This is a genomic window from Lactobacillus sp. ESL0230, from assembly GCF_003692805.1.
Taxonomy (GTDB): domain Bacteria; phylum Bacillota; class Bacilli; order Lactobacillales; family Lactobacillaceae; genus Lactobacillus; species Lactobacillus bombicola.
Genome location: NZ_REHI01000008.1, coordinates 369,227 through 389,402, shown reverse-complemented (window position 1 = coordinate 389,402; position 20,176 = coordinate 369,227). Strand labels below are relative to the sequence as shown.

Below are 20,176 nucleotides of genomic sequence, written 5' to 3'. Positions count from 1 at the left end.
CAAAATAAACCCCTCCGATAACTAAAGCAGAGTATATTTTACCATCTAATAAAAATGTTTTCCACAAGTGAATAAAAAGAATTCAGAATTAACAGGATGTGGATAAATATTTTATGAGAATACACAAAATTTGCTCAAATGAGTACTTGAAAAAGTTTATCAGCATATTCTCTTGTGCATAATTTTTATTATAATAACAGGGATTTAGCCGAATTTCGCAGCAAAATATCCACATGCTGTGCATAATTTTTTTAACAGGCTGAGAATTGTGCATAATCTTGTGCAAAGCATTGTGACTTGTCTATTGTGGATAAAATCACAGGTCTTTATGTTAACATACGAGGTCTGGTCGCGGCTGTTTAAAATAAGACATAAAATTTGCTATTGCAATTTTGTTATGGGCCGCATGCTGCGGTTTAATAAAGCAAAAAAGCAGCCCCCGCACTCGCGGGTACTGCTAAATGGGGCATTTATAGAACCAAAATTTACTCTTGCGCTCTGGTCAGCGAGGCTGCGTAGTCGCCAGACCGCTGCCATGGACATATTGTGGGTAACATGGCAGCGGTTTTGGATTAAGTCCAATACATGGCTTCGCTACTTCTCACTGACAGACATGGTGGCGCCAAGAATAATCGTTCACTTTATTTGCGAAATAGTGTATTTACAATAATCGCCAATAGGCTATTGAATTTTAAGGACATTACTAGCCTGAAATTGTTTGCTGATTTTTCTAGTAATTAATATCTAGAGCATAAAGCTGCCTGAAATTACAATAATTAGGGAGGAAGAGGTCGTCAAATTTTGCAATATTGAAAATCTTTTCTTTAAATAAGTGATTCAGTTGTAGTATCTAATTCTGTAATAGGGTTAGTGAATAAAGCAATATAACCTTTAATCATTAATAAATAATCTTGGCGATGAGGCAAATTCCCTTAGTGGGGCTTGCCGCTATAGTCCAGGAGTTTGATTAAGTCGGCGGCAGTAATCCGGTTGAGGCCCTTTTCCACCTTGGAGATAGTAAGAAGGGCTGATTGCTGTTCCAGCCCATTCTTTTTGGGTTTTGTTTGCGTGCAGGCGATATTGTTTTAATAATTCACTCGTTGTCATTGTTAGAACCTCAAATCAGATACTTAGTCAATATTTTTACCACTATATATAAGCTTAATTAAGGACTGAGAACATACAATACCGCGTGAAAGCGAGTTATATGGAAGTGGCTATTAAGTGCCGTTTATTATCATGCAACGCTTCTAAGAAAGCAATTGACAGTATATTGTTGACTAAATATAATTAATGAAAATTATTGTTTATTAAGTGCGGAGGAATTGCAATGAATGAGCAAGATTATATTGAGCTGGGGCTAAAGGACGATGGTAATCTGAAGTTAATATTAAGAGGCAGTGTCGAACACAGTAGCAGGAATGCTGAGGGGAAAGTAGGTGTGGTTAGCGTAGTTTATGCGACTCATAATTGTCAAAAAGTCCGGCAGAAGTTTGCGGAACTAACTTCAGCTGCGAAAGACGATTACTACATGGTTTACAGCTGCCCGCTTGACACGGATTTGTCCACGCTGCAGCACTATCCTTCAATCCAAATCGGCAAGGACGACTTGCTATAATAAATATGTCTATGACTAGTTTTTCGAGCTTGCTTGAGCAATTATTTGTCTGCTCAGTGATTAACTTCATCTTTTTTTCGTTTTTACTTGGTTTTTTACTTTAATCATGGTATTCTAATTATTAAATTGTGCAATTAGCATATTAAAAATGGAGGTGTAGTTTAATGACAACTAAAAGAACTTACCAACCTAAAAAGCGTCACCGTTCACGCGTTCACGGCTTTATGAAGCGGATGAGCACATCAAATGGCCGTAAGGTTTTGGCTAGACGCCGTGCAAAGGGTAGAAAAGTCTTATCTGCTTAAACCACTGAAATCCCAGTGGTTTTTTTAGTATCAAAGAGTGGAATGAAGCGTTTTGAGAAAGTCTTATCGAGTTAAAACTGAAAATGATTTTCAGCAAGTTTTTCAAGCTGGCAATTCAGTTGCAAATCGGGCCTTTGTTATTTATAAAATAAATAAGCCTGAAAATGCACATTTTCGGGTGGGCATTTCAGTAGGCAAAAAGGTCGGGCATACTGCTGTGGTTCGTAATCGGCTTAAGCGGTATATTAGAGCTGTTCTGACTGAAAATAAAGCGGCGATTAACCCGCAGATTGATTTTTTAGTAATTGCTAGACCTTATGTGCGTAGTTTTAAAATGACCGATGTCAGAAAAAATTTGCTTCATGCCCTTTTTTTGGCCAATATTATCGAAGAAATACCTGATGAAATTGAGGAAGATTAGAGTGAAAGACATTTTAACCAAAAAGAATGTCAAGCGGTTGTTGACCTTGTTGGCTGTAATTACAATTGCTGTTGTTTTGACTGGTTGTGCTGCATCAAATGCTAAGCCTGCACCTGTTTCACATACTAGTGGTAATTGGTGGAATCGCTGGGTAATTTATTACATGTCGACATTTTTGCTTTGGCTTGCCAAGATAATGGGTAATGATTACGGCTGGGCAATTATTGTCTTTACGGTAATTGTCCGCGTAATTTTGTATCCCCTTAGTGCACTTTCAATTAAGAGCACGACTAAGATGCAGAGTATTCAGCCTGAAATTGAAGCTTTGCGTAAAAAATATCCAGGTAATGACACGGAGTCGCGTACATTACTTTCGCAAGAAACTAATAAGCTTTATAAAGAAGCTGGTATTAATCCCTATGCGGGATGTTTACCACTTCTGATTCAAATGCCAGTTATGCTTGCCTTATACGGAGCAATTGCTCAAACTCCACAGCTGTTGACAGGTCATTTTTTGTGGATGGACTTAGCCAAACCTGATCCATTTTTCATTATGCCAGTTCTATCAATGGTTCTGACGTTCTTGTCAACTTATATTAGTCAGTTATCAACACCGAAGGAATCACAGAATTTTTCAACCAAGATAATGACTTATGGGATGGCAATCATGGTTGGAGTAATGGGAATTTACTTCCAATCGGCAATTGTTTTATATTGGGTAATTTCTAATTTATTCCAAGTAGTTCAGACCTTCATTTTGCAAAATCCGATTAGGTATCGCCAAGAGCAAGAGGCTAAAAGGCAAGCAGAACGTGAACGTCAACGTCAGTTAAGAAAAACTTACAAACGATTAAAACGTAAAAAGTAAATATCAATCTAAAGTGATTTTTAGATAAAGTAGTCAAAGTGCTTTATATATCATGGTTATTCATGATTATAATGCGCTTTTTTGATTGAAAAAGGAGAAAATCATGGTAAAAACTTTAACTGAGTTTGATACAATAGCAGCAATTTCAACCCCAATTGGTGAAGGCGGAATTTCAATTGTACGAATGTCAGGCGAAGATGCAGTTAAAATTGCTAATACGGTTTTTAAAGGAGCTAATTTACTAAAAGTTCCTACCCATACTATTCATTATGGTCATATTATTGATCCAGCTTTAAAGCTAACAATTGATGAAGTTATGGTATCGGTAATGCTTGCACCTAAAACGTTTACGCGTGAGGATATTGTAGAAATTAACTGTCACGGCGGTATTATTGTTACTAATCGAATTTTACAGTTACTATTAAAGCAAGGTGCTCGTATGGCTGAAGCTGGCGAATTTACTAAACGGGCTTTTGTTAACGGCAGAATTGATTTAACTCAAGCTGAAAGTGTCATGGACATTGTTAGAGCCAAAACTGATCGGGCAAGACAGGTAGCTGAAAGGCAGCTTGAAGGTGGGTTACTTGCAAAAATCCGTGCTTTGCGGCAACAAATTTTGGATACTTTAGCTAATGTCGAAGTTAATATCGATTACCCCGAATATGATGCAGATACCATTACAGCTGAACAAATGATAAGTGTATCAAAGTCGGTAATTAGTAAAATTGACCATCTTTTGGCAACCGCTACGGAGGGAACAGTTTTGCGCAACGGATTGGCTACTGCAATTATTGGTCAGCCTAATGTTGGTAAATCGTCATTACTGAATTATTTAACTAAAAGTGATACCGCAATTGTAACTGATGTTGCTGGCACTACGAGGGATACACTAGAAGAATACGTGTCAGTCAAGGGGGTCCCGTTAAAGCTAATTGATACTGCTGGAATTCGTGATACCGATAATAAAGTAGAAAAAATCGGTGTAGAACGATCTAAGCAGGCATTAGCTAAGGCCGATTTAGTCTTATTGCTATTTGATGCAAGTAAAAACTTGTCAGCAGAAGATTATGCTTTAATTGAAGCTACAAACAAGAAGAAGCGAATTATAATTTTAAATAAAACAGATTTAGAACAAAAAATAACATCTGCAGAAGTTAAAAAAATAACAGGTAGTGAAGTAGTTGCTATTTCAGTTTTGCAAGAAAAAAATATTGAATTATTAGAAGAAGAAATAAAAAAATTATTTTTTAAAGGAATTAAAAATTCAAATGACCAAGTAATGGTAACTAATCAACGGCAAGTGAGCTTACTTGAAAAAGCTAAAAAGCAGTTGCAAGAAGTAGTTGAGAGCTTAGAAAATGAAATTCCAGTTGATATTGCCCAAATAGATTTTAATGGAGCCTGGGATACCTTGGGTGAAATTACAGGCGACAGTAGTCCGGATGAGCTAGTCAATGAATTGTTCAGTCAATTTTGTTTAGGAAAATAGGTGCATCAAAATGATAAAAACATATGACACAAATGATTACGACGTAATCGTAGTTGGAGCAGGCCATGCTGGATGTGAAGCTGCTTTAGCTAGTGCTAAGATGGGACAAAAAACGCTATTATTGACGATTAGTCTTGATATGGTAGCTTTTATGCCGTGTAATCCTTCAGTTGGCGGTCCGGCTAAAGGAACTGTTGTACGTGAAATTGATGCTCTAGGTGGTCAAATGGGCAAGAGCATTGATGCTTCATATATTCAAATGAGAATGTTAAATACAGGTAAGGGTCCTGCTGTACAAGCTTTACGTGCTCAAGCTGATAAATGGCAGTATCATGAGCATATGAAGAATGTAATTGAAGCAACAAAAAATTTAACCTTGCGGCAAGCAACTGTCGATGAGTTAATTGTTGAAGATGGTGTTTGTTGCGGCTTGGTTACTAATACCGGAGCAAAATATCATGCTAAGAGCGTAGTTTTAACTACTGGTACTTCAGCCCGTGGTCGAATTTATATTGGTGAATTAAATTATTCATCTGGTCCGAACAATACAATTCCAGCCATTAAGTTATCAGAAAATTTGGAAAAATTAGGTTTTAAATTACGTCGTTTTAAAACAGGAACCCCGCCAAGGGTAAATAGTAATACAATCGATTACTCTAAGACTGAAGAGGAACCTGGTGATCAAGTTCCGCGTCATTTTTCGTTTGAGAGTCGGGATGAGGACTACCTTAAAGAACAAGTTTCCTGTTGGATGACCTACACAAATCAAACGACCCATCAAATTATTAACGAAAATTTGACTAGATCACCGATGTTTTCCGGACAAATTAAAGGGGTAGGACCACGTTATTGCCCTTCAATCGAAACTAAGGTAGTCCGTTTTGCTGATCGGTTACGTCATCAAATTTTCTTAGAACCTGAGGGTGAAAAGACCGAGGAAGTCTATGTGGGTGATTTTTCAACTTCAATGCCGGAAGAAATTCAATTAAAAATGTTGCATTCGGTTGCAGGTCTTGAACATGCTGAAATGATGCGCCCAGGTTATGCAATCGAATATGATGTAATTGATCCCTGGCAGCTTAAACATACTTTAGAAACGAAAAAAATAAAGAATTTGTATACCGCTGGTCAAATGAATGGAACATCTGGTTATGAAGAAGCAGCCGGTCAAGGATTGATTGCAGGAATTAATGCAGCTTTGCGGGCAGCAGGAAAAGGTGATTTTACTGTGGGGCGTGATGAAGCTTATATCGGCGTTTTAATTGATGATTTGGTTACTAAGGGAACGGAAGAACCGTATCGCTTGCTGACGTCAAGAGCTGAATATCGCTTGATTTTACGCCATGATAATGCTGATTTACGTTTAACAGAATATGGTCATCAATTAGGTTTGATTTCTAATGAGCGTTATGTGCAATTTTTGACTAAAAAAGAACACATTAAAGAGGCAATGCAACGATTAAAAGCTATAACTATTCATCCAGATGAACCTGTACGTGAATTTATGGAAAGTATTAGTGAACCCCCACTAAAAGCTGGTATTAAAGCTGATGTTTTTCTTAGACGGCCGCGTGTTAAAATTGAAGATATTGAGCGTTTAAGTGGTGTAAGCATCTCCAATGAACGTTATGTAAGAGAACAGCTAGAAATTAATATCAAATATGCTGGTTATATCAAGAAGGAGCAGCAACAGATTGAACGTCTGCATCGTCAAGAAGCTAAAAAAATCCCAGCGGGTATTGACTATCAAGCAATTGGGGGGCTGGCGACGGAAGCCAGACAAAAATTTGAAAAAATTCGCCCAGAAACAATTGCCCAGGCAGAAAGAATTTCCGGAGTTAACCCAGCAGATATTGCAATTTTGAGTGTATATGTTCAAAATGGACGCTATGCTAAATTTAATAAATAAATTTAGTAAAAACTTTAAAAAAGCCAAAAATATTTTTTTTGAAAATATTTGGCAATGAATGCGTTTAATTCAAATGAATGATCAAATAATCACAAATAAAATTATTGCTCTAATCTGAAAGCTATAAAATAACTATCTAACTTTGTGAAAATAATATTTTAGAGTAGCGCTTACACCTTGACCTAATCAGATAACTTCCATACTTGAAATTGTGAAATTATATGTTTTAATACAATATGTAAGTAAACATGTATTTAAGGAGATGCACTTAAAATGGCAAAAATTAATGGCGCAAATGCTATGCTCCAAGTATTATTGGACTGGCATATTGATCATATTTATGGTTTCCCAGGTGGTTCATTTGATTCAACAATGAATGCAATCCACGACTTCAAAGATAAATTAAAGTTTATTGAAGTGCGGCATGAAGAAGCAGGTGCTTTAGCGGCTGCAGCTGAGTATAAATTTACTGGTCAAGCTGGTGTATGTTTTGGTTCAGCAGGTCCTGGTGCTGTTCACTTAATGAACGGTTTATATGATGCTAAATACGACAAGGTACCTATGGTAGCAATCATTGCTAATGTGCCTACTAGTCGTCAAGATATCGATTTTTTCCAGGCTTTTGATGAGAAGCCTTGGTTTGATTCCGTAGCAGTTTGGAATCACCAAATTAAGACTGCCGAACAAATTCCAGGTATGATGGATGAAGCTCTTCGTCAAGCATATGCTAAGAAGGGTCCAGCTGTTTTAATTCTTCCAAAAGATTTTGGTTGGGACAAGATTAACGATAACTTCCGTGTAACCTACAATTCAATTTCAGCTATTCCTAACTATGCTGCTCCTAAGAAAGCAGATGTTGATGCAGCAGTTAAGCTTTTAGCTGAAGCTAAGAACCCTGTTGTTTACTATGGTATGGGTCTTAAAGGTCACGGTGATGTTTTGAAGGCTTTTGCTGAAAAATTTAAGACACCACTTCTTTCTTCGGTTATTGCTAAGGGAATTGTTGAAGATGAATTTCCAGCATACTTGGGTTCAATTGGTCGTGTTGCTCCTAAGGCTAGTGACGACATTCAAATGCATGCTGATTTGGTAATTTGGGTTGGTAACAACTCACCATTCTCTGTCTTCTTCTTTGCTCCTAAAGCTAAGGTTATTCAAATCGATGTTGACTCAGAAAAATTAGGTAAGCGTCATGCGGTTGATGTTCCAATTTTAGCTGATGGTGCTAAGACTTTGCAAGCAATGATTGATGCCGGTGAGGCCCGTGAAGAATCACCAATTTACAAGGCTGGTCTTGCTGATCGTCAAAACTGGGATGAATGGCAACAAAGTTTTGTTGATTCAGATGAAATGCCAGTTCGCCGTGAACCAATCTTTGATGTTATCAACAAATATGCTGATGACAATGCACAATATGCAATTGATGTTGGTAACATCAATATTGACTTCCAACGTTTAATTAACTTGCATGGAGAACAAACTTGGGCAACTTCAGGTTTGTATGCAACTATGGGCTTTGGTTCTCCAGCTGCTATTGCTGCTGCGACTGTTCATCCAGAACGTGAAGTTTGGAACTTAGGTGGTGACGGCGGCTTCGCTATGATGAGTCAGGAATTATTGACAGAAGCGCGTTACAACATGCATATCATTAACGTTGTCTTCACTAACGAAACTTTAGGTTTTATTGAAGCTGAACAAGTTGATCAATCTCACCAACCTTTATCAGGTGTTATTATGCCAGACAATGATTGGGCCAAGGTTGCTGAAGGTATGAACGTTAAGGGTGTAACTGTTCGGACTAAGAAGGAATTCGAAGACGCAGTTAAGGAATTTAAGCAAATGGATGGACCAATGTTAATTGACGTTAAGTTCACTCATGATATGCCTTACTCAACTGAGTTAAATACGCTTGATGATCCAGAATTCGTTGAGAAGTACCAAGCCCAAGGTTTGAAACCATTTAGCTATTTTGCTGAAAAATATGGTTTAGTTACTGATACTGCTTCAGGTGCTTCAGAAGCTGAAGAAGAACCAGAACCAGAAGAAGAAACAGATACAACTTCAGGTGCTTCAACACATTAAGATAACTAATGTTAATAAAAAAAGCGGGACTTTTGAAAGTTTCGCTTTTTTGTCATCTTACAAGTATAATAATAGATAATGATTTTAACTTCGGGAGGATTAAAGATGCAACAATTCGGAATTATTGGTTTATCGGTTATGGGCAAAAACTTGGCTTTAAATGTTAGAAATAACGGCTTTTCCGTTTCTGGTTTTAGTATTGACAAAAAAGAAGTCGATGCGCTGGCGAATTATAAAGATGAAAAATTAAAGCCTACTTATTCTTGGGAAGAGTTTGTAAGTTCACTAGAAAAGCCGCGTAAAATTTTGATTCAAATTGCCGCAGGAAAGCCAGTTGATGAAACATTAACTAAGCTTTTACCACTATTAGATAAGGGAGATATTTTATTAGACGGTGGTAATTCTAATTTTCATGATACCAATCGCCGGTTTCATGAGTTACAAGAACACGGCATTCATTTTATTGGTATGGGTGTTTCTGGTGGTGAAGAAGGCGCTCTAAAAGGGCCTGCTTTGATGCCAGGAGGAGATGAAGAAGCGTATAAGGAAGTTGCACCAATTTTAGAAGCAATTGCTGCCAAGAACTCTGATGGCCATCCTTGCGTAAGTTTTATCGGCCCTGAAGGTAGTGGTCACTATGTCAAGATGGTTCATAATGGTATCGAATATGGTATCATGCAAGAATTTTCCGAAGTTTACGATGTTTTGCGTAAGGTTGCAGGGAAATCTAATGCTGAAATGTCGCAAATTTTCGCTGATTGGAATCAAGGCTTGGTTCAAGCATACCTTAGCGAAATCACTGCTGAAGTTTTAAAGCAAAAAGATGACTTAACTCCTGATTATGTAATTGATCATATTTTGAATGTTGCCTCATATAAAGGTACAGGGAATTGGATGCTTGAAGATGGTGTGCACCTTGGTGCACCAATTAGTGTGGTTGCTGAAGCTGTTTTAGCCCGTTTCATGTCTAAGGCGACTACACGTGAAGGTAAGGAAATCCAATGGAACGGTGAAGTCCCAACCAATTTAATTGATAATCTTGCAAAAGCCTTGGAATTAAGTCAAGCAGTAGCATATGCTCAAGGTTTTCAACAATTAAAAATGGCAGCTGATGCTTATCACTGGGAGTTACATTATCCAGCGATTGCTCAATCATGGGAAGCAGGTTGTATTATTCGCTCTTCAATGTTGAAAGATATTGAAAAGGCCTTTGCTAACGGCAAGCAGCTGAATAATATGTTCCAGGATGCTTACTTTAATAAACTAATGGAACAGAATTTACCTGCTTTACGTCAGGTAATTGAATTGGCAACTAGAGCTGGGATACCAACTCCAACTTTAAGTGCCGCACTAAATTATTTAGAGTCAATCTTTAATCCGAGTTTACCCGCTAATTTAATTCAAGGGCAACGTGATTATTTTGGTGCCCATACATACTATCGTAACGACCGAGCTGGTGTGTACCATACTCAGTGGTTTGAAGAAAAGTAATATTTGTTTCACATGTAACAAAAAGCAGTTAGTCTAAAGGCTAGCTGCTTTTTTGTAGTTGATTAAAATAATTTATTAGTACAAATATGTATAGTTGAACTTAAAGCCTATTAAGTCAAAAAAAGATAAATAATTCCAAGTAAAATAAGACTAATTAAATAATCAATTAAGGCGGCAATACCTTTTTTATTGCAATGGTAATTAGTTCTAAAATTTTGCTGATTAAACCAATAATCTATACTAAATGAAATTATTGCTACTATAAAAATAAAGCCTAAACCGACCATCATTTTGTGATAATTGGAACTAAAAATCAAATTTAAACTAGGAAATATGGCCAAAATTGTAAACGACAATGCAACTTTATGATTATTATAAAATTTACTCATTGATAGTTCCTCTTAGTTTTTTAACTATCATAACTTGTTCTTTAATAATTATATCATAAAAAAGCCATGTTTTCATGGCTTTAATAAATTGATTTTACATGTTGGTTATCAAGAAAAAGATAATGAATACTATAAACAAGACATACATCATGGGTGAAACTTTTTTGGCTTGTTTAGCTGCAATCATCGTAATGGGATAAGCAATCATCCCTAAAGCTAAACCATTTGAAATACTGTAAGTAAGTGGCATTCCAACAACCGTTAGGAAAGCGGGGAAGGCAATTTCAAATTTATCCCAGTTTATTTTTTTAAGATTACCAGCCATTAATACGCCCACAATAATTAATGCAGGTGCTGTAACTGTAGTCGGAATAACAGCTAGTAAGGGGCTAAAAATCATGCTAATTAAAAATAAAATACCTACCAAGATAGCTGTTAAACCTGTACGTCCGCCCATAGCTATGCCAGCACTTGATTCAACAGAGGTTCCAAGGGGAGCAGTTCCTAGAACTGCTCCTTCAACCATTGCTAAAGAATCAGATAAAAAAGCTTTTCCAATTCGCGGAATTTTGCCACTTTGATCAACCATGCCAGCTTGTTCGGTCATACCAATCAAAGTTCCAGCAGTGTCAAAAAAAGTAACTAATAAAAAGGTTAGCACGACCATAAATAATTGCGGTGTATTAATATCCTTAAGGTGGAAAATAGCTTGACCAAAGGTTGGTGCAATACTTGGTGCAGCAGCAATAACTCCTTTAGGCATGGCTATTTGGCCAATTAATACACCAAAAATGGCAGTTACAACCATGCCAATAAAAATCGAACCAGGTATATTCATTGCCATCAAAATAACAGTTAGTACTAAGCCAAATAAAGTAATCCAAACGGCAGGCGAATTAAATTTACCCAGAGTTACTAAATTAGAATCGCTGTTAACAATTAATTTACCATTTTGTAAACCAATAAAGGAAATAAATAAGCCAATACCGGCTGATATTGCGTATTTTAAATCTTGTGGGATTGCATCTACAACTTTTTCTCGTAATTTTAAAACAGTAATTAAAATAAATAAAATTGAAGCAACTAAAACTGCAGCTAACGCGGTTTGCCAATTAATATTCATACCGCCACAGACGTTATAAGCAAAAAATGCTGCACTACCTAGTGTTGGCGCAAGGGCAATTGGATAATTAGCTACGAATCCCATAATAAAGCAGCCAATAGCAATTGATAGAGCAGTGACGGTAAAGGCAGCGCCTTTATCAATTCCAGCTGCATGTAAAATATTAGGGTTAACAAAAAGGATGTAGGAGAGACTGACAAAGGTGGTTAATGCGGCAATCAACTCACGTTTGACAGTGGTATGAGCATCGGTTAAATGAAAGACTTTTTCTAGTGTCGTCATTTTTTCCTCCAAAAAAATAAATAATAAGATTAATAAGTTTAGTGTAGCATATTTAGGTAAAATATTTCCTTGGAAATAAAAAAACAAATCAAATAAGATTTGTTTTAGACTAATATATTATTAATTTTTGTTAGTTAGAAGTTCAAAACCCACAAAAAGATGATGAAGACAAGGAATAAAATCCACATCATAGGGGTTACTTCTTTAGCACGCTTAGCAGCTAACATACATATTGGATAAGTTATCAAACCTAAAGCAAGGCCATCGGAAATAGAGTATGTTAGGGGCATCCCAACTAAAATCAAGAAGGCGGGTACGGCAATTTCCATTTTGTCCCAATGGATATGTGCGGTATTTTGTGCCATTAACACGCCCACAATAATTAAGGCCGGCGCTGTTACATGAGTTGTAAATAAACCAAGCAAAGGGCTAAAAATCATTGAAATCAAGAAAAAAATTGCCACAAAAACTGCGGTTAATCCTGTACGACCACCTACAGCAATTCCAGCGCTTGATTCTACAAATGCTCCAACTGGTGAGGTTCCTAAGACAGATCCCACCATCATAGCAGTAGAATCTGATGCTAAAGCTTTACCAACCCGTGGCATCTTATTATCTTTCATGAAGCCAGCTTGCTGAGCAAGCCCAATTAGTGTACCTGCAGTATCGAAAAAGGTAACCAATAAGAAAGTTAAAACTACTACCCACATTTGTAAAGAATTGATATCTTTAACATGAAAAACAGCTTGACCAAAAGTAGGGGCAATACTTGGAGCTAAAGAGATAACTTGGTGAGGTAAAGCAATTTGTCCCGTTAATACACCAAAAACGGCTGCCAGAATCATGCCAATGAAAATAGCTCCGGGGATATTTAAGATCATTAAAACAATAGTGACTAGCAAGCCAAAAATAGTAATCCAAACGGCAGGATCATGTAAAGAGCCTAGACCAACCAAGGTTGATTTGTTACCAACGATTAAGCCCCCGTCTTGCATACCTAAAAAAGCGATAAATAGACCAATACCTGCAGAAATAGCAAATTTTAAATCGGCTGGGATTGCATTAATAATTTTTTCCCGTAATTTAAACATTGTAATCAAGATAAAAATGATTGAAGCCACAAAAACGGCTGCTAATGCAGTTTCCCAAGAAACATGCATGCCGACACAAACAGTGTAGGCAAAGAAGGCATTAATCCCTAAGGCTGGGGCTTCACCAATCGGATAATTGGCAATAATTCCCATTAATGCAGTTCCCAAAGCACTAGCTAAAGCAGTAGCGGTAAAAACTGCCCCCTTATCCATACCACTAGCTCCTAGAACGCTGGGATTAACAAATAGAATATATGACATACTAATAAAAGTAGTCAGTCCAGCCAGAAATTCGATTTTGATACTAGTTTTATATTTATCGAGTTGAAAATAACTCTTTATAAAATCCATTTGACATCTCCTGATAAAATGTTCGTTTTTGTATAAATTTTAACAACTTATTTAGTTTATCACTGATAAAAATAATTGCAAACACGAATTATTTCAGGATAATTTTAATTAAAAATATGATTTTATTAACAATCAGTTAGATTTCTTAGGTAAGGATGAGCTACTTTTTAGTTACTTTAAGTAAATTTTTGGGTAAGAGGAGAATGAATTCGATTTTTGAACCACTTATAATCAATTCGAGTAATAGTTTGTTCTTTAGCCAATTTGATTAAAGCACGGTTGATTTTTTGACGTAAGATAATATCACTTTTTCTCAAGCCAACAGCAAATTCTTCTTTAGGAAAGGGACTTTGAATTTCAAAAAAACGGTCTGGTTCTTTTTGGTGTGAAATATAATAATTAGCATAAGTGCTATCAAGTAGTAAACCCTGTATTCTTTGTGAATTTAAATCAATAAAAGCGTTGGTAAAAGAATCATAGAGTATTGGATAGTGGTTTTTAATTTGCTTTATATATATATTAGGGTAATTTATAACGTCGTTATAACCAGACGAACCGGTTTGTACACCTAATGCTTTGTTTTTCAATGAAGCGGGACGAACAAGCTTATTTGTTTTTAATGACACTAAAACTTGGGTACTATTTAGGTAGGTTTGACTAAATGCCACTTTATTTGCTCTACTAGGGGTTTTGCTAAAGCCATTCCAGATCAAATCAATAGTCCCGTTTCGTAATTCGGTTGTATTCATTGACCAGTCAATAGTTTGAAAGCTCACCTTTAGACCATATAATTTAAAAACAGCAGTTGCTAGGTCAATGTCATAACCAACCAACTTACCATTTTTTTGCCGAAAACTCATTGGCACAAATGTGTCATCAACACCAATAATTACATAGCCTCTTTTCTTAATTCTTGTCCAATTGTCTATTGAATTAGCATTTTGTCCGACTGAGACATTGCTGCAGGCTACTAGAAAGAAAGACGTAGATAATATCATTATTGTAGTCACAATACGTTTAATTTTCACTTAATTTACCTTCTTAGTTAGCTAAAGTATTAACGGTAAAGATGCGATCAGCTATCTGTTTAGCAAATTCCATATCATGCGTAACGACAATTTGTGTCATGCCAGTATTATTTTTAAGTTGCAAAATAATTTTGGCAACTTTATTACGTAAAGCTGGATCTAGGGCAGAAGTAGGCTCATCGTAACATAGAATTTGTGGCTTCATTGCTAATGCACGAGCAATAGCAACTCTTTGCTTTTGTCCGCCTGAAAGTTGATAAGGATAAAGTCGTTCTTTACCGGTTAAGTCAAGTTCTAGTAATAGTTTTTGCACTGCTATTTGTAATTCTTGCGTAGTATTTTTAAGTACTAAGCGAGGCGCTAAGGTAATATTATCTATTACATTTAGGTTGGGAAACAATTCATAATTTTGAAAAACAGCCCCCATAATTTGTTTGTTTTTGTTTTGCTCGATAGGATTAAATTCTCGTTGATTCCAATAAAAATGACCAGCATCAATTTTTTCTAAGCCAGTTAGACAACGTAGCAGGGTCGTCTTACCAGCACCAGAGCTACCTACAATTGCTAAAATTTGTTGGTCTAAAATAGTTAGATTAAGGTTATTTAAAATAATTTTTGAACCAAATTTTTTGGTGATATTTTTTAATTCAAGCATAGTTGCGACCCCAATTAGTTATTTCCATTTTGAATAATTAAGTTCGATTCGCTTTAAAAGAAATGAAATGATTCCAGTTATTAATAAGTAAATTATGCCTACCATAACTAAGGGGGTCAAAGTCACATCACGGGCACTAGCTACATTGCCAGCACGTAAAAGTTCACCAAGACCAATTACGTAGACTAAAGAAGTATCTTTAATTAAGTTGATAATTTCATTGCCAATTGAGGGAATAACTATTTTACTGACTTGTGGAATAATAATATAACGCAAAGTTTGCCAATAATTAAGTTGCAAAACGTGAGCACTTTCATATTGTCCTTTGGGAATAGACTGAAAACCGCCACGGAATATTTCAGCAAAATAAGCAGCATAATTCATAACTAAAGCAACTAAAGCAGCGTCATAGCGCTGAAAAATTATACCAATAATGGGTAAGCCATAAAAAATAAAGATTAATTGCAATAATAGTGGGGTTCCACGCATAATCCAAATATAAAATTTAAAAATTAATTTTAGGGGTTTAATGGCTGATAGTAAGCCTAGACTGGTAATTATTCCTAGTGGAATTGCCATAATGATTGTCCCCAAAAATAGCAGTAAAGTTATTTTTACTCCTGCGAGTAAAGCAGGAATAATTGAGATAATGTAAGCCATCGCTATCTTTTCTCCTTTTAAGTCAAATTGTACAGTAATCTATCTAGGATAAGTAATTACAAGCATAACATAAATAAAATATTAAATTAGTTTTTTTGATATCACCTTAAAAAAGTTGACTATGATTATTTATTAATAAGCTACTTTAAAAGAAGAAATGCTAAATAAGAAATAGTTAGGACGAAGGGTAATAATTTAGGCATCATTTATAATATTTTGTATTTAAAGACGATGAATTTGGACATAATAATACCCCGAAATCAAAATAATTTCGGGGTATTGCTAAATTAAATCTAATCTATAAGTTCAATATTAGTTGATTTATGCCATGTCTCAGGTAGTTTGCCAATCTCTTTTAATTTAGCGACTATCTGGTCAAGCACAATTTGGCGATCTTGATTATTGGTCATAAAATCTAATTGATCACCGTTAATTGTCATTTTAGGTGAATAGGCATATTTTTCATACCATGGCTTGTAATATTGCAGTAATTGCTTATAGTAATCTTCTAAAGTGGCATCATAACTAAGTTGTTCATAAGGACGACCACGTTTTTGAATTCGTTTGAGCATCGTGTTATATGATACATCAATATGAACAAGCAAATCAGGTTGACGCTTAGGCATATGCTCAAGTTCAGTCATCATGTTGTTTAGAAGTTCATAATATGTGTCAACCTCTTCCTTGGTTGCTCGTCCAATATCAGCATTCATTTGAAAAAAGAGGGCATCTTCATAGATTGATCGATCAAGGACATTGTTGTCATCCATTAATGCATCTTTAATGCTACGAAAACGAGTATTTAAGAAAAATACTTGTAATAAGAAAGCATATTTTTTGGGATCCGCATAAAAAAGAGGCAATACAGGGTTATCGTCAACACTTTCGTAAAATGGTTTGGTTCCTAAATAATTGGCTAAAATACTAGTTAAACTGGATTTACCGGCTCCAATTGGCCCGCTTAAAACAATAACTGTCATCACGTTCCTTCTTTACTATAAATTGCCTACTTCGTGCAATTTATTATCAATTTGATGTAAAACTTCTTTTTTGGCATGCTCATCAACAATAAAGTCATATTGATCACCATCAATAGCCATTTTAGGTGAAGCATCATAACTCTCATACCATGGCTCATAATAATTAATTAGACGGGCATAGTAGTCTTTTAAACTGGGATCGGTACTTAATTGCTCAAATGATCTACCACGTTTTTCAATGCGTTTTAGCATCGTGTCAAGAGAAACGTGAATATAAATTAATAAGTCCGGTTTCTTACTTGGGTTACCAGGTGTATCTTCCAACATATTCTCAAGTAAACTATCGTAAATCTTAAACTCAGTCGGGTCAGCCACATTATTTTCGGCATTCATTTGGAAAAAAAGGGCATCTTCGTAGATGGAACGATCAGATACACTATTTTTTTCTTGAATTGCCTGATTAATTTGTGCTAAACGATGATTGAGTAGATAAATATTAAGTAAAAAAGTGTAGCGTTTCATGTTTTGATAATATAGAGGTAAAACAGGATTGTTATCGATTCCTTCATAAAACGCTTGTGTACCCAAATGCTCAGCTAAAATACTAGTTAAACTGGATTTACCGGCTCCAATTGGCCCACTTAAAACAATAACTTGAATCACGTTCTTTCTTAAATACAATATATAGATTCATATCTAGTTTAATACGAGATATAGTGGTTAGACAAGCAAAAAATTAATTAAAATAATAATTTAAATGTCAAGTGTTTTTGTATAATACAGCTTAAAAAAATATCAAAATACATATAGCTTTTATTTTGTTACACGTGAAACCTTAACTTGCGAAGCAATAAATTTTTAGACAAAAAAGTGATAAAACACGATTCAACCGAATTTAGTGATTTATCACTTTTTGTTAAGTAAAGTAGAATTAGTTAATTATAGTTAGTTAACTCTAGCTTTGGCTTCTTTTTTATCTTCTACTTTGTCCTGCACTTTATCAGCTTGACCACCAATTTTTTCTTTAGCATCTTGGGCCGTACCGGTAATCTTGTCTTGTAAGCTAACCGAATCTTTCTCATGTTGTTCTTTAGTCTTTATATCAACTACCGTTACATTAACTTCAACAGTATCTAAGTCAGTCATTTCTTTAACTTTATCATGGATTTTTTGTTTAATTTGGTCATATAATTTAGAAATTTGAATACCATATTCAGCAACAATTTCAATGTCTACAGCTACTTGTTTTTTACCAACTTCAACATTGACCCCTGAAGTAACATCATCGTTATTGACAATTTTATCAGCTAAGTTTGAAAAGAAGCCACCGTTGACAGTTAAGAGCCCTTTTACGTCTGATAAAGCAATACCGATAATTTTTTGAATTACCTTAGTATCATAATTTAAATCGCCTTTTATTTCTTGTTTTGAATTAGTTTGTACCATAAATATCAGTTCCTTTCGGTATTATTCGATTATTATCTGTTTTTTAAGTTTTTTAGTAAGGGCCAATAATGACCAACTAAAGCGCCGCAGACTAACATAACGATGACGAAAATAGTTTTGTAAAATCCCAGTCCGATAAAACAAAATGCTAGTAATAAACCGATTACTGCACCGCTTATTTCTGGGAGGTACTTTTCTAAATTTTCTTTCATTGCTTGCCTCCTTTATTGAACGCGCTGTTCTGGTTTATTAGAAGTGTGATAGTTTACAAATTTAATTTTAATTTTAGGCTTTTGATCAATCCCTAATAATAGCTTGAGATTTTTGTCTAATTCTTCTAAATAATTGTCAAGCAAGGGAGTCATATTTTCAGCTGCTCCAAGGTCGCCACTAATCTTAATTTTGATTTTACGATTAGTTAGTCGTGAAGCCACTTTTGGATTCTTTAAATAAGGTAAATCATTTAAAGAATTGGCCACATAGCTATTAATAGCCTTGCTAGTTATTTTAACTTGACCATCTTTTTTATGAATCAAATTAAAGTATCGTTGTACAGGCCAAAACAAAATTATTATTAAACTAACAACTAGTACCAATAAAATAATGGCACTGATACCAATCAGATACCAAGTAAAAATTGGGTTGAGCTTCCCTAAAGTAGGTAAGCTGATTTTTAAGTACTTTTGCCAAAAACCACTAGTATCCCAGAGAATAAATATTGGTAGCGGTATCATTAGCAAGAAGCATATGATCATAAACCATTTCTTAATTCGTTTCAACTTATCACCATCCTCTCTTAATTTAACCTAAGTATAATACATAATATTTTACTAGTATAGAAATATGCACTAATATGTATACAATTTCTGGTTAATATATTAAATAACGTTATAATTAAATAATAAAAATCAATAATGTTAACGGATTCAACTGGTATTGAACAAAATAAAAATTATTAAAATAAAAAGGGCAAAGCTAAACTAACTGGTGTGGGAGCTATTTCACTGCTGACTAACTGAATTTAAACAATTTACTGTTTAAGACTAGATGTATCTGTTTAATTACTAAAATAATAAAACCCTTCAGACAGTTTAGTCTAAAGGGTTTTAATTTCTTTTTTGATTTGCTTAATCTAAGTCCTAATTGCGATATTTTTCATCTAATTGGCTAGCAGCACTTTGGTCAATAATTAATGTTACATTGGGATGATTTTGCAAAATAGATGCAGGAACTTCTTCAGTTACTGGTCCTTCAATCATTTTTTGGACGGCATCAGCTTTATTTTCGCCAAACGCCATAATTACTATTTCTTTTGCACTCATGATATTGGCAATACCCATACAAATTGCTGACTTAGGAACGTCATCAATATTGCTAAAGAAACGCGAATTTGCCTGAATAGTATTTTCGGTTAATTTAACTTCGTGTGTGATTGAATCAAATGCGGTTCCAGGTTCATTAAAAGCAATATGACCATTTTGACCTAAACCTAAAAGTTGAATATCAATTGGATTGTCTTCGATAATTTTATTGTAGTCAGCTGAAGCTTTTTGTGGATTGTTAATAGCTAAAATACCATCAGGTATATATGATTTTTTAAATGGCTTTTGCTGGAAAAGATGTTTTTGCATGAAATAGTGGTAACTTTGGTCACTTTTTTCGTCTAAGCCAACATATTCATCAAGATTAATACTAATTAAGTTACTATTATCAAGTTGGCTATCAACCCATTCTTGGTAAAGATTTTCCGGAGTGGAACCAGTTGCTAAGCCAATAACTTTTGCTCCATTGCTAATGCTGTTTTTAAAAATTGCAAACGCTTGATTACTAGCACTTGCTTTGTCGTCCTTAATAATTATTTTCATAAATAAGCCTCCCAAAAATATTAAGTTAATTATAAATTGGTATATGCCAATTTGTCAACTAGAGATAAAATAGGCAGTGTAAATAATTTAAAAAAGCCTTAATCAATATTTCTTGCAAATAGA

At 35.1% G+C, this 20,176-nt stretch carries 20 protein-coding genes; 8 read left to right on the top strand and 12 right to left on the bottom strand.

The annotated features are described in order from the left end of the window. Positions 1–1,330: 1,330 nt before the first annotated feature. The 8 genes from F5ESL0230_RS08320 (at position 1,331) to gndA (ending at position 10,183) form a co-directional block, all read left to right on the top strand. Complete coding sequence (locus F5ESL0230_RS08320; protein WP_122022386.1) at positions 1,331–1,618, top strand: hypothetical protein; 288 nt, start codon at positions 1,331–1,333, stop codon at positions 1,616–1,618. Between the two features lie 164 nt (positions 1,619–1,782). Beyond that, positions 1,783–1,923 carry a 50S ribosomal protein L34 gene (rpmH, locus tag F5ESL0230_RS08315; protein ID WP_003549412.1) on the top strand — a complete coding sequence of 47 codons (141 nt, stop codon included), beginning with the start codon at positions 1,783–1,785 and terminating at the stop codon, positions 1,921–1,923. Between the two features lie 52 nt (positions 1,924–1,975). Beyond that, on the top strand, positions 1,976–2,344 hold the full coding sequence (gene rnpA / locus F5ESL0230_RS08310; protein ID WP_118895864.1) for a ribonuclease P protein component: 369 nt from the start codon (positions 1,976–1,978) through the stop codon (positions 2,342–2,344). Position 2,345: 1 nt separating this feature from the next. Beyond that, complete coding sequence (locus F5ESL0230_RS08305) at positions 2,346–3,212, top strand: membrane protein insertase YidC (RefSeq protein WP_122022385.1); 867 nt, start codon at positions 2,346–2,348, stop codon at positions 3,210–3,212. A 103-nt stretch (positions 3,213–3,315) separates the two neighbouring features. Beyond that, positions 3,316–4,701, top strand: coding sequence for a tRNA uridine-5-carboxymethylaminomethyl(34) synthesis GTPase MnmE (gene mnmE / locus F5ESL0230_RS08300; RefSeq protein ID WP_122022384.1), 1,386 nt, complete (start codon positions 3,316–3,318; stop codon positions 4,699–4,701). Between the two features lie 10 nt (positions 4,702–4,711). After that, positions 4,712–6,610 carry a tRNA uridine-5-carboxymethylaminomethyl(34) synthesis enzyme MnmG gene (gene mnmG, locus F5ESL0230_RS08295; RefSeq protein ID WP_122022383.1) on the top strand — a complete coding sequence of 633 codons (1,899 nt, stop codon included), beginning with the start codon at positions 4,712–4,714 and terminating at the stop codon, positions 6,608–6,610. 273 nt (positions 6,611–6,883) lie between these two features. Continuing rightward, complete coding sequence (spxB, locus tag F5ESL0230_RS08290) at positions 6,884–8,692, top strand: pyruvate oxidase (RefSeq protein WP_122022382.1); 1,809 nt, start codon at positions 6,884–6,886, stop codon at positions 8,690–8,692. A 105-nt stretch (positions 8,693–8,797) separates the two neighbouring features. Further along, positions 8,798–10,183: an NADP-dependent phosphogluconate dehydrogenase gene (gene gndA, locus F5ESL0230_RS08285; RefSeq protein ID WP_122022381.1), complete on the top strand. Its 1,386-nt coding sequence runs from the start codon at positions 8,798–8,800 to the stop codon at positions 10,181–10,183. Positions 10,184–10,293: 110 nt separating this feature from the next. On the opposite strand, the gene F5ESL0230_RS08280 is transcribed toward gndA, so the two are convergent. The 12 genes from F5ESL0230_RS08280 to F5ESL0230_RS08225 all read right to left on the bottom strand — a co-directional run bounded on the left by F5ESL0230_RS08280 (position 10,294) and on the right by F5ESL0230_RS08225 (position 20,053). Next, positions 10,294–10,572: a hypothetical protein gene (locus tag F5ESL0230_RS08280; protein ID WP_122022380.1), complete on the bottom strand. Its 279-nt coding sequence runs from the start codon at positions 10,570–10,572 to the stop codon at positions 10,294–10,296. Between the two features lie 94 nt (positions 10,573–10,666). Beyond that, positions 10,667–11,977 carry an NCS2 family permease gene (locus tag F5ESL0230_RS08275; protein ID WP_122022379.1) on the bottom strand — a complete coding sequence of 437 codons (1,311 nt, stop codon included), beginning with the start codon at positions 11,975–11,977 and terminating at the stop codon, positions 10,667–10,669. 134 nt (positions 11,978–12,111) lie between these two features. After that, positions 12,112–13,419: an NCS2 family permease gene (locus tag F5ESL0230_RS08270; RefSeq protein WP_122022378.1), complete on the bottom strand. Its 1,308-nt coding sequence runs from the start codon at positions 13,417–13,419 to the stop codon at positions 12,112–12,114. 176 nt (positions 13,420–13,595) lie between these two features. Beyond that, positions 13,596–14,417 (bottom strand): amino acid ABC transporter substrate-binding protein, encoded by an 822-nt coding sequence (locus F5ESL0230_RS08265; RefSeq protein WP_122022398.1) that lies wholly within the window; start codon positions 14,415–14,417, stop codon positions 13,596–13,598. 43 nt (positions 14,418–14,460) lie between these two features. Then, positions 14,461–15,102 carry an amino acid ABC transporter ATP-binding protein gene (locus F5ESL0230_RS08260; RefSeq protein ID WP_122022377.1) on the bottom strand — a complete coding sequence of 214 codons (642 nt, stop codon included), beginning with the start codon at positions 15,100–15,102 and terminating at the stop codon, positions 14,461–14,463. 18 nt (positions 15,103–15,120) lie between these two features. Continuing rightward, complete coding sequence (locus F5ESL0230_RS08255) at positions 15,121–15,762, bottom strand: amino acid ABC transporter permease (RefSeq protein ID WP_122022376.1); 642 nt, start codon at positions 15,760–15,762, stop codon at positions 15,121–15,123. A 293-nt stretch (positions 15,763–16,055) separates the two neighbouring features. Further along, a complete protein-coding gene (locus tag F5ESL0230_RS08250; RefSeq protein ID WP_122022375.1) occupies positions 16,056–16,742 on the bottom strand; it encodes a deoxynucleoside kinase in 687 nt (228 codons plus the stop codon). Positions 16,743–16,757: 15 nt separating this feature from the next. Continuing rightward, positions 16,758–17,405: a deoxynucleoside kinase gene (locus F5ESL0230_RS08245; RefSeq protein WP_122022374.1), complete on the bottom strand. Its 648-nt coding sequence runs from the start codon at positions 17,403–17,405 to the stop codon at positions 16,758–16,760. A 282-nt stretch (positions 17,406–17,687) separates the two neighbouring features. Further along, complete coding sequence (locus tag F5ESL0230_RS08240; protein WP_122022373.1) at positions 17,688–18,188, bottom strand: Asp23/Gls24 family envelope stress response protein; 501 nt, start codon at positions 18,186–18,188, stop codon at positions 17,688–17,690. Between the two features lie 32 nt (positions 18,189–18,220). Then, complete coding sequence (locus F5ESL0230_RS08235; protein ID WP_090093337.1) at positions 18,221–18,400, bottom strand: DUF2273 domain-containing protein; 180 nt, start codon at positions 18,398–18,400, stop codon at positions 18,221–18,223. A 12-nt stretch (positions 18,401–18,412) separates the two neighbouring features. Beyond that, entirely contained in the window at positions 18,413–18,967 is a 555-nt protein-coding gene (amaP, locus tag F5ESL0230_RS08230) for an alkaline shock response membrane anchor protein AmaP (protein WP_147440879.1), read from the bottom strand. A 360-nt stretch (positions 18,968–19,327) separates the two neighbouring features. Next, the gene (locus F5ESL0230_RS08225; protein ID WP_122022371.1) at positions 19,328–20,053 is read right to left on the bottom strand and encodes a glucosamine-6-phosphate deaminase; all 726 of its coding nucleotides are present in this window, start codon (positions 20,051–20,053) and stop codon (positions 19,328–19,330) included. Positions 20,054–20,176 lie beyond the last annotated feature (123 nt).

Bases quoted from the DNA above. Each gene is read 5' to 3' on its own strand.
- F5ESL0230_RS08270 (WP_122022378.1), bottom strand. From the start codon at position 13,419: ATGGATTTTATAAAGAGTTATTTTCAACTCGATAAATATAAAACTAGT.
- F5ESL0230_RS08240 (WP_122022373.1), bottom strand. From the start codon at position 18,188: ATGGTACAAACTAATTCAAAACAAGAAATAAAAGGCGATTTAAATTAT.
- F5ESL0230_RS08255 (WP_122022376.1), bottom strand. From the start codon at position 15,762: ATGGCTTACATTATCTCAATTATTCCTGCTTTACTCGCAGGAGTAAAA.
- rpmH (WP_003549412.1), top strand. From the start codon at position 1,783: ATGACAACTAAAAGAACTTACCAACCTAAAAAGCGTCACCGTTCACGC.
- mnmG (WP_122022383.1), top strand. From the start codon at position 4,712: ATGATAAAAACATATGACACAAATGATTACGACGTAATCGTAGTTGGA.
- F5ESL0230_RS08320 (WP_122022386.1), top strand. From the start codon at position 1,331: ATGAATGAGCAAGATTATATTGAGCTGGGGCTAAAGGACGATGGTAAT.
- gndA (WP_122022381.1), top strand. From the start codon at position 8,798: ATGCAACAATTCGGAATTATTGGTTTATCGGTTATGGGCAAAAACTTG.
- F5ESL0230_RS08275 (WP_122022379.1), bottom strand. From the start codon at position 11,977: ATGACGACACTAGAAAAAGTCTTTCATTTAACCGATGCTCATACCACT.
- spxB (WP_122022382.1), top strand. From the start codon at position 6,884: ATGGCAAAAATTAATGGCGCAAATGCTATGCTCCAAGTATTATTGGAC.
- F5ESL0230_RS08225 (WP_122022371.1), bottom strand. From the start codon at position 20,053: ATGAAAATAATTATTAAGGACGACAAAGCAAGTGCTAGTAATCAAGCG.
- F5ESL0230_RS08260 (WP_122022377.1), bottom strand. From the start codon at position 15,102: ATGCTTGAATTAAAAAATATCACCAAAAAATTTGGTTCAAAAATTATT.
- F5ESL0230_RS08265 (WP_122022398.1), bottom strand. From the start codon at position 14,417: ATGATATTATCTACGTCTTTCTTTCTAGTAGCCTGCAGCAATGTCTCA.
- F5ESL0230_RS08280 (WP_122022380.1), bottom strand. From the start codon at position 10,572: ATGAGTAAATTTTATAATAATCATAAAGTTGCATTGTCGTTTACAATT.
- F5ESL0230_RS08235 (WP_090093337.1), bottom strand. From the start codon at position 18,400: ATGAAAGAAAATTTAGAAAAGTACCTCCCAGAAATAAGCGGTGCAGTA.
- F5ESL0230_RS08250 (WP_122022375.1), bottom strand. From the start codon at position 16,742: ATGACAGTTATTGTTTTAAGCGGGCCAATTGGAGCCGGTAAATCCAGT.
- mnmE (WP_122022384.1), top strand. From the start codon at position 3,316: ATGGTAAAAACTTTAACTGAGTTTGATACAATAGCAGCAATTTCAACC.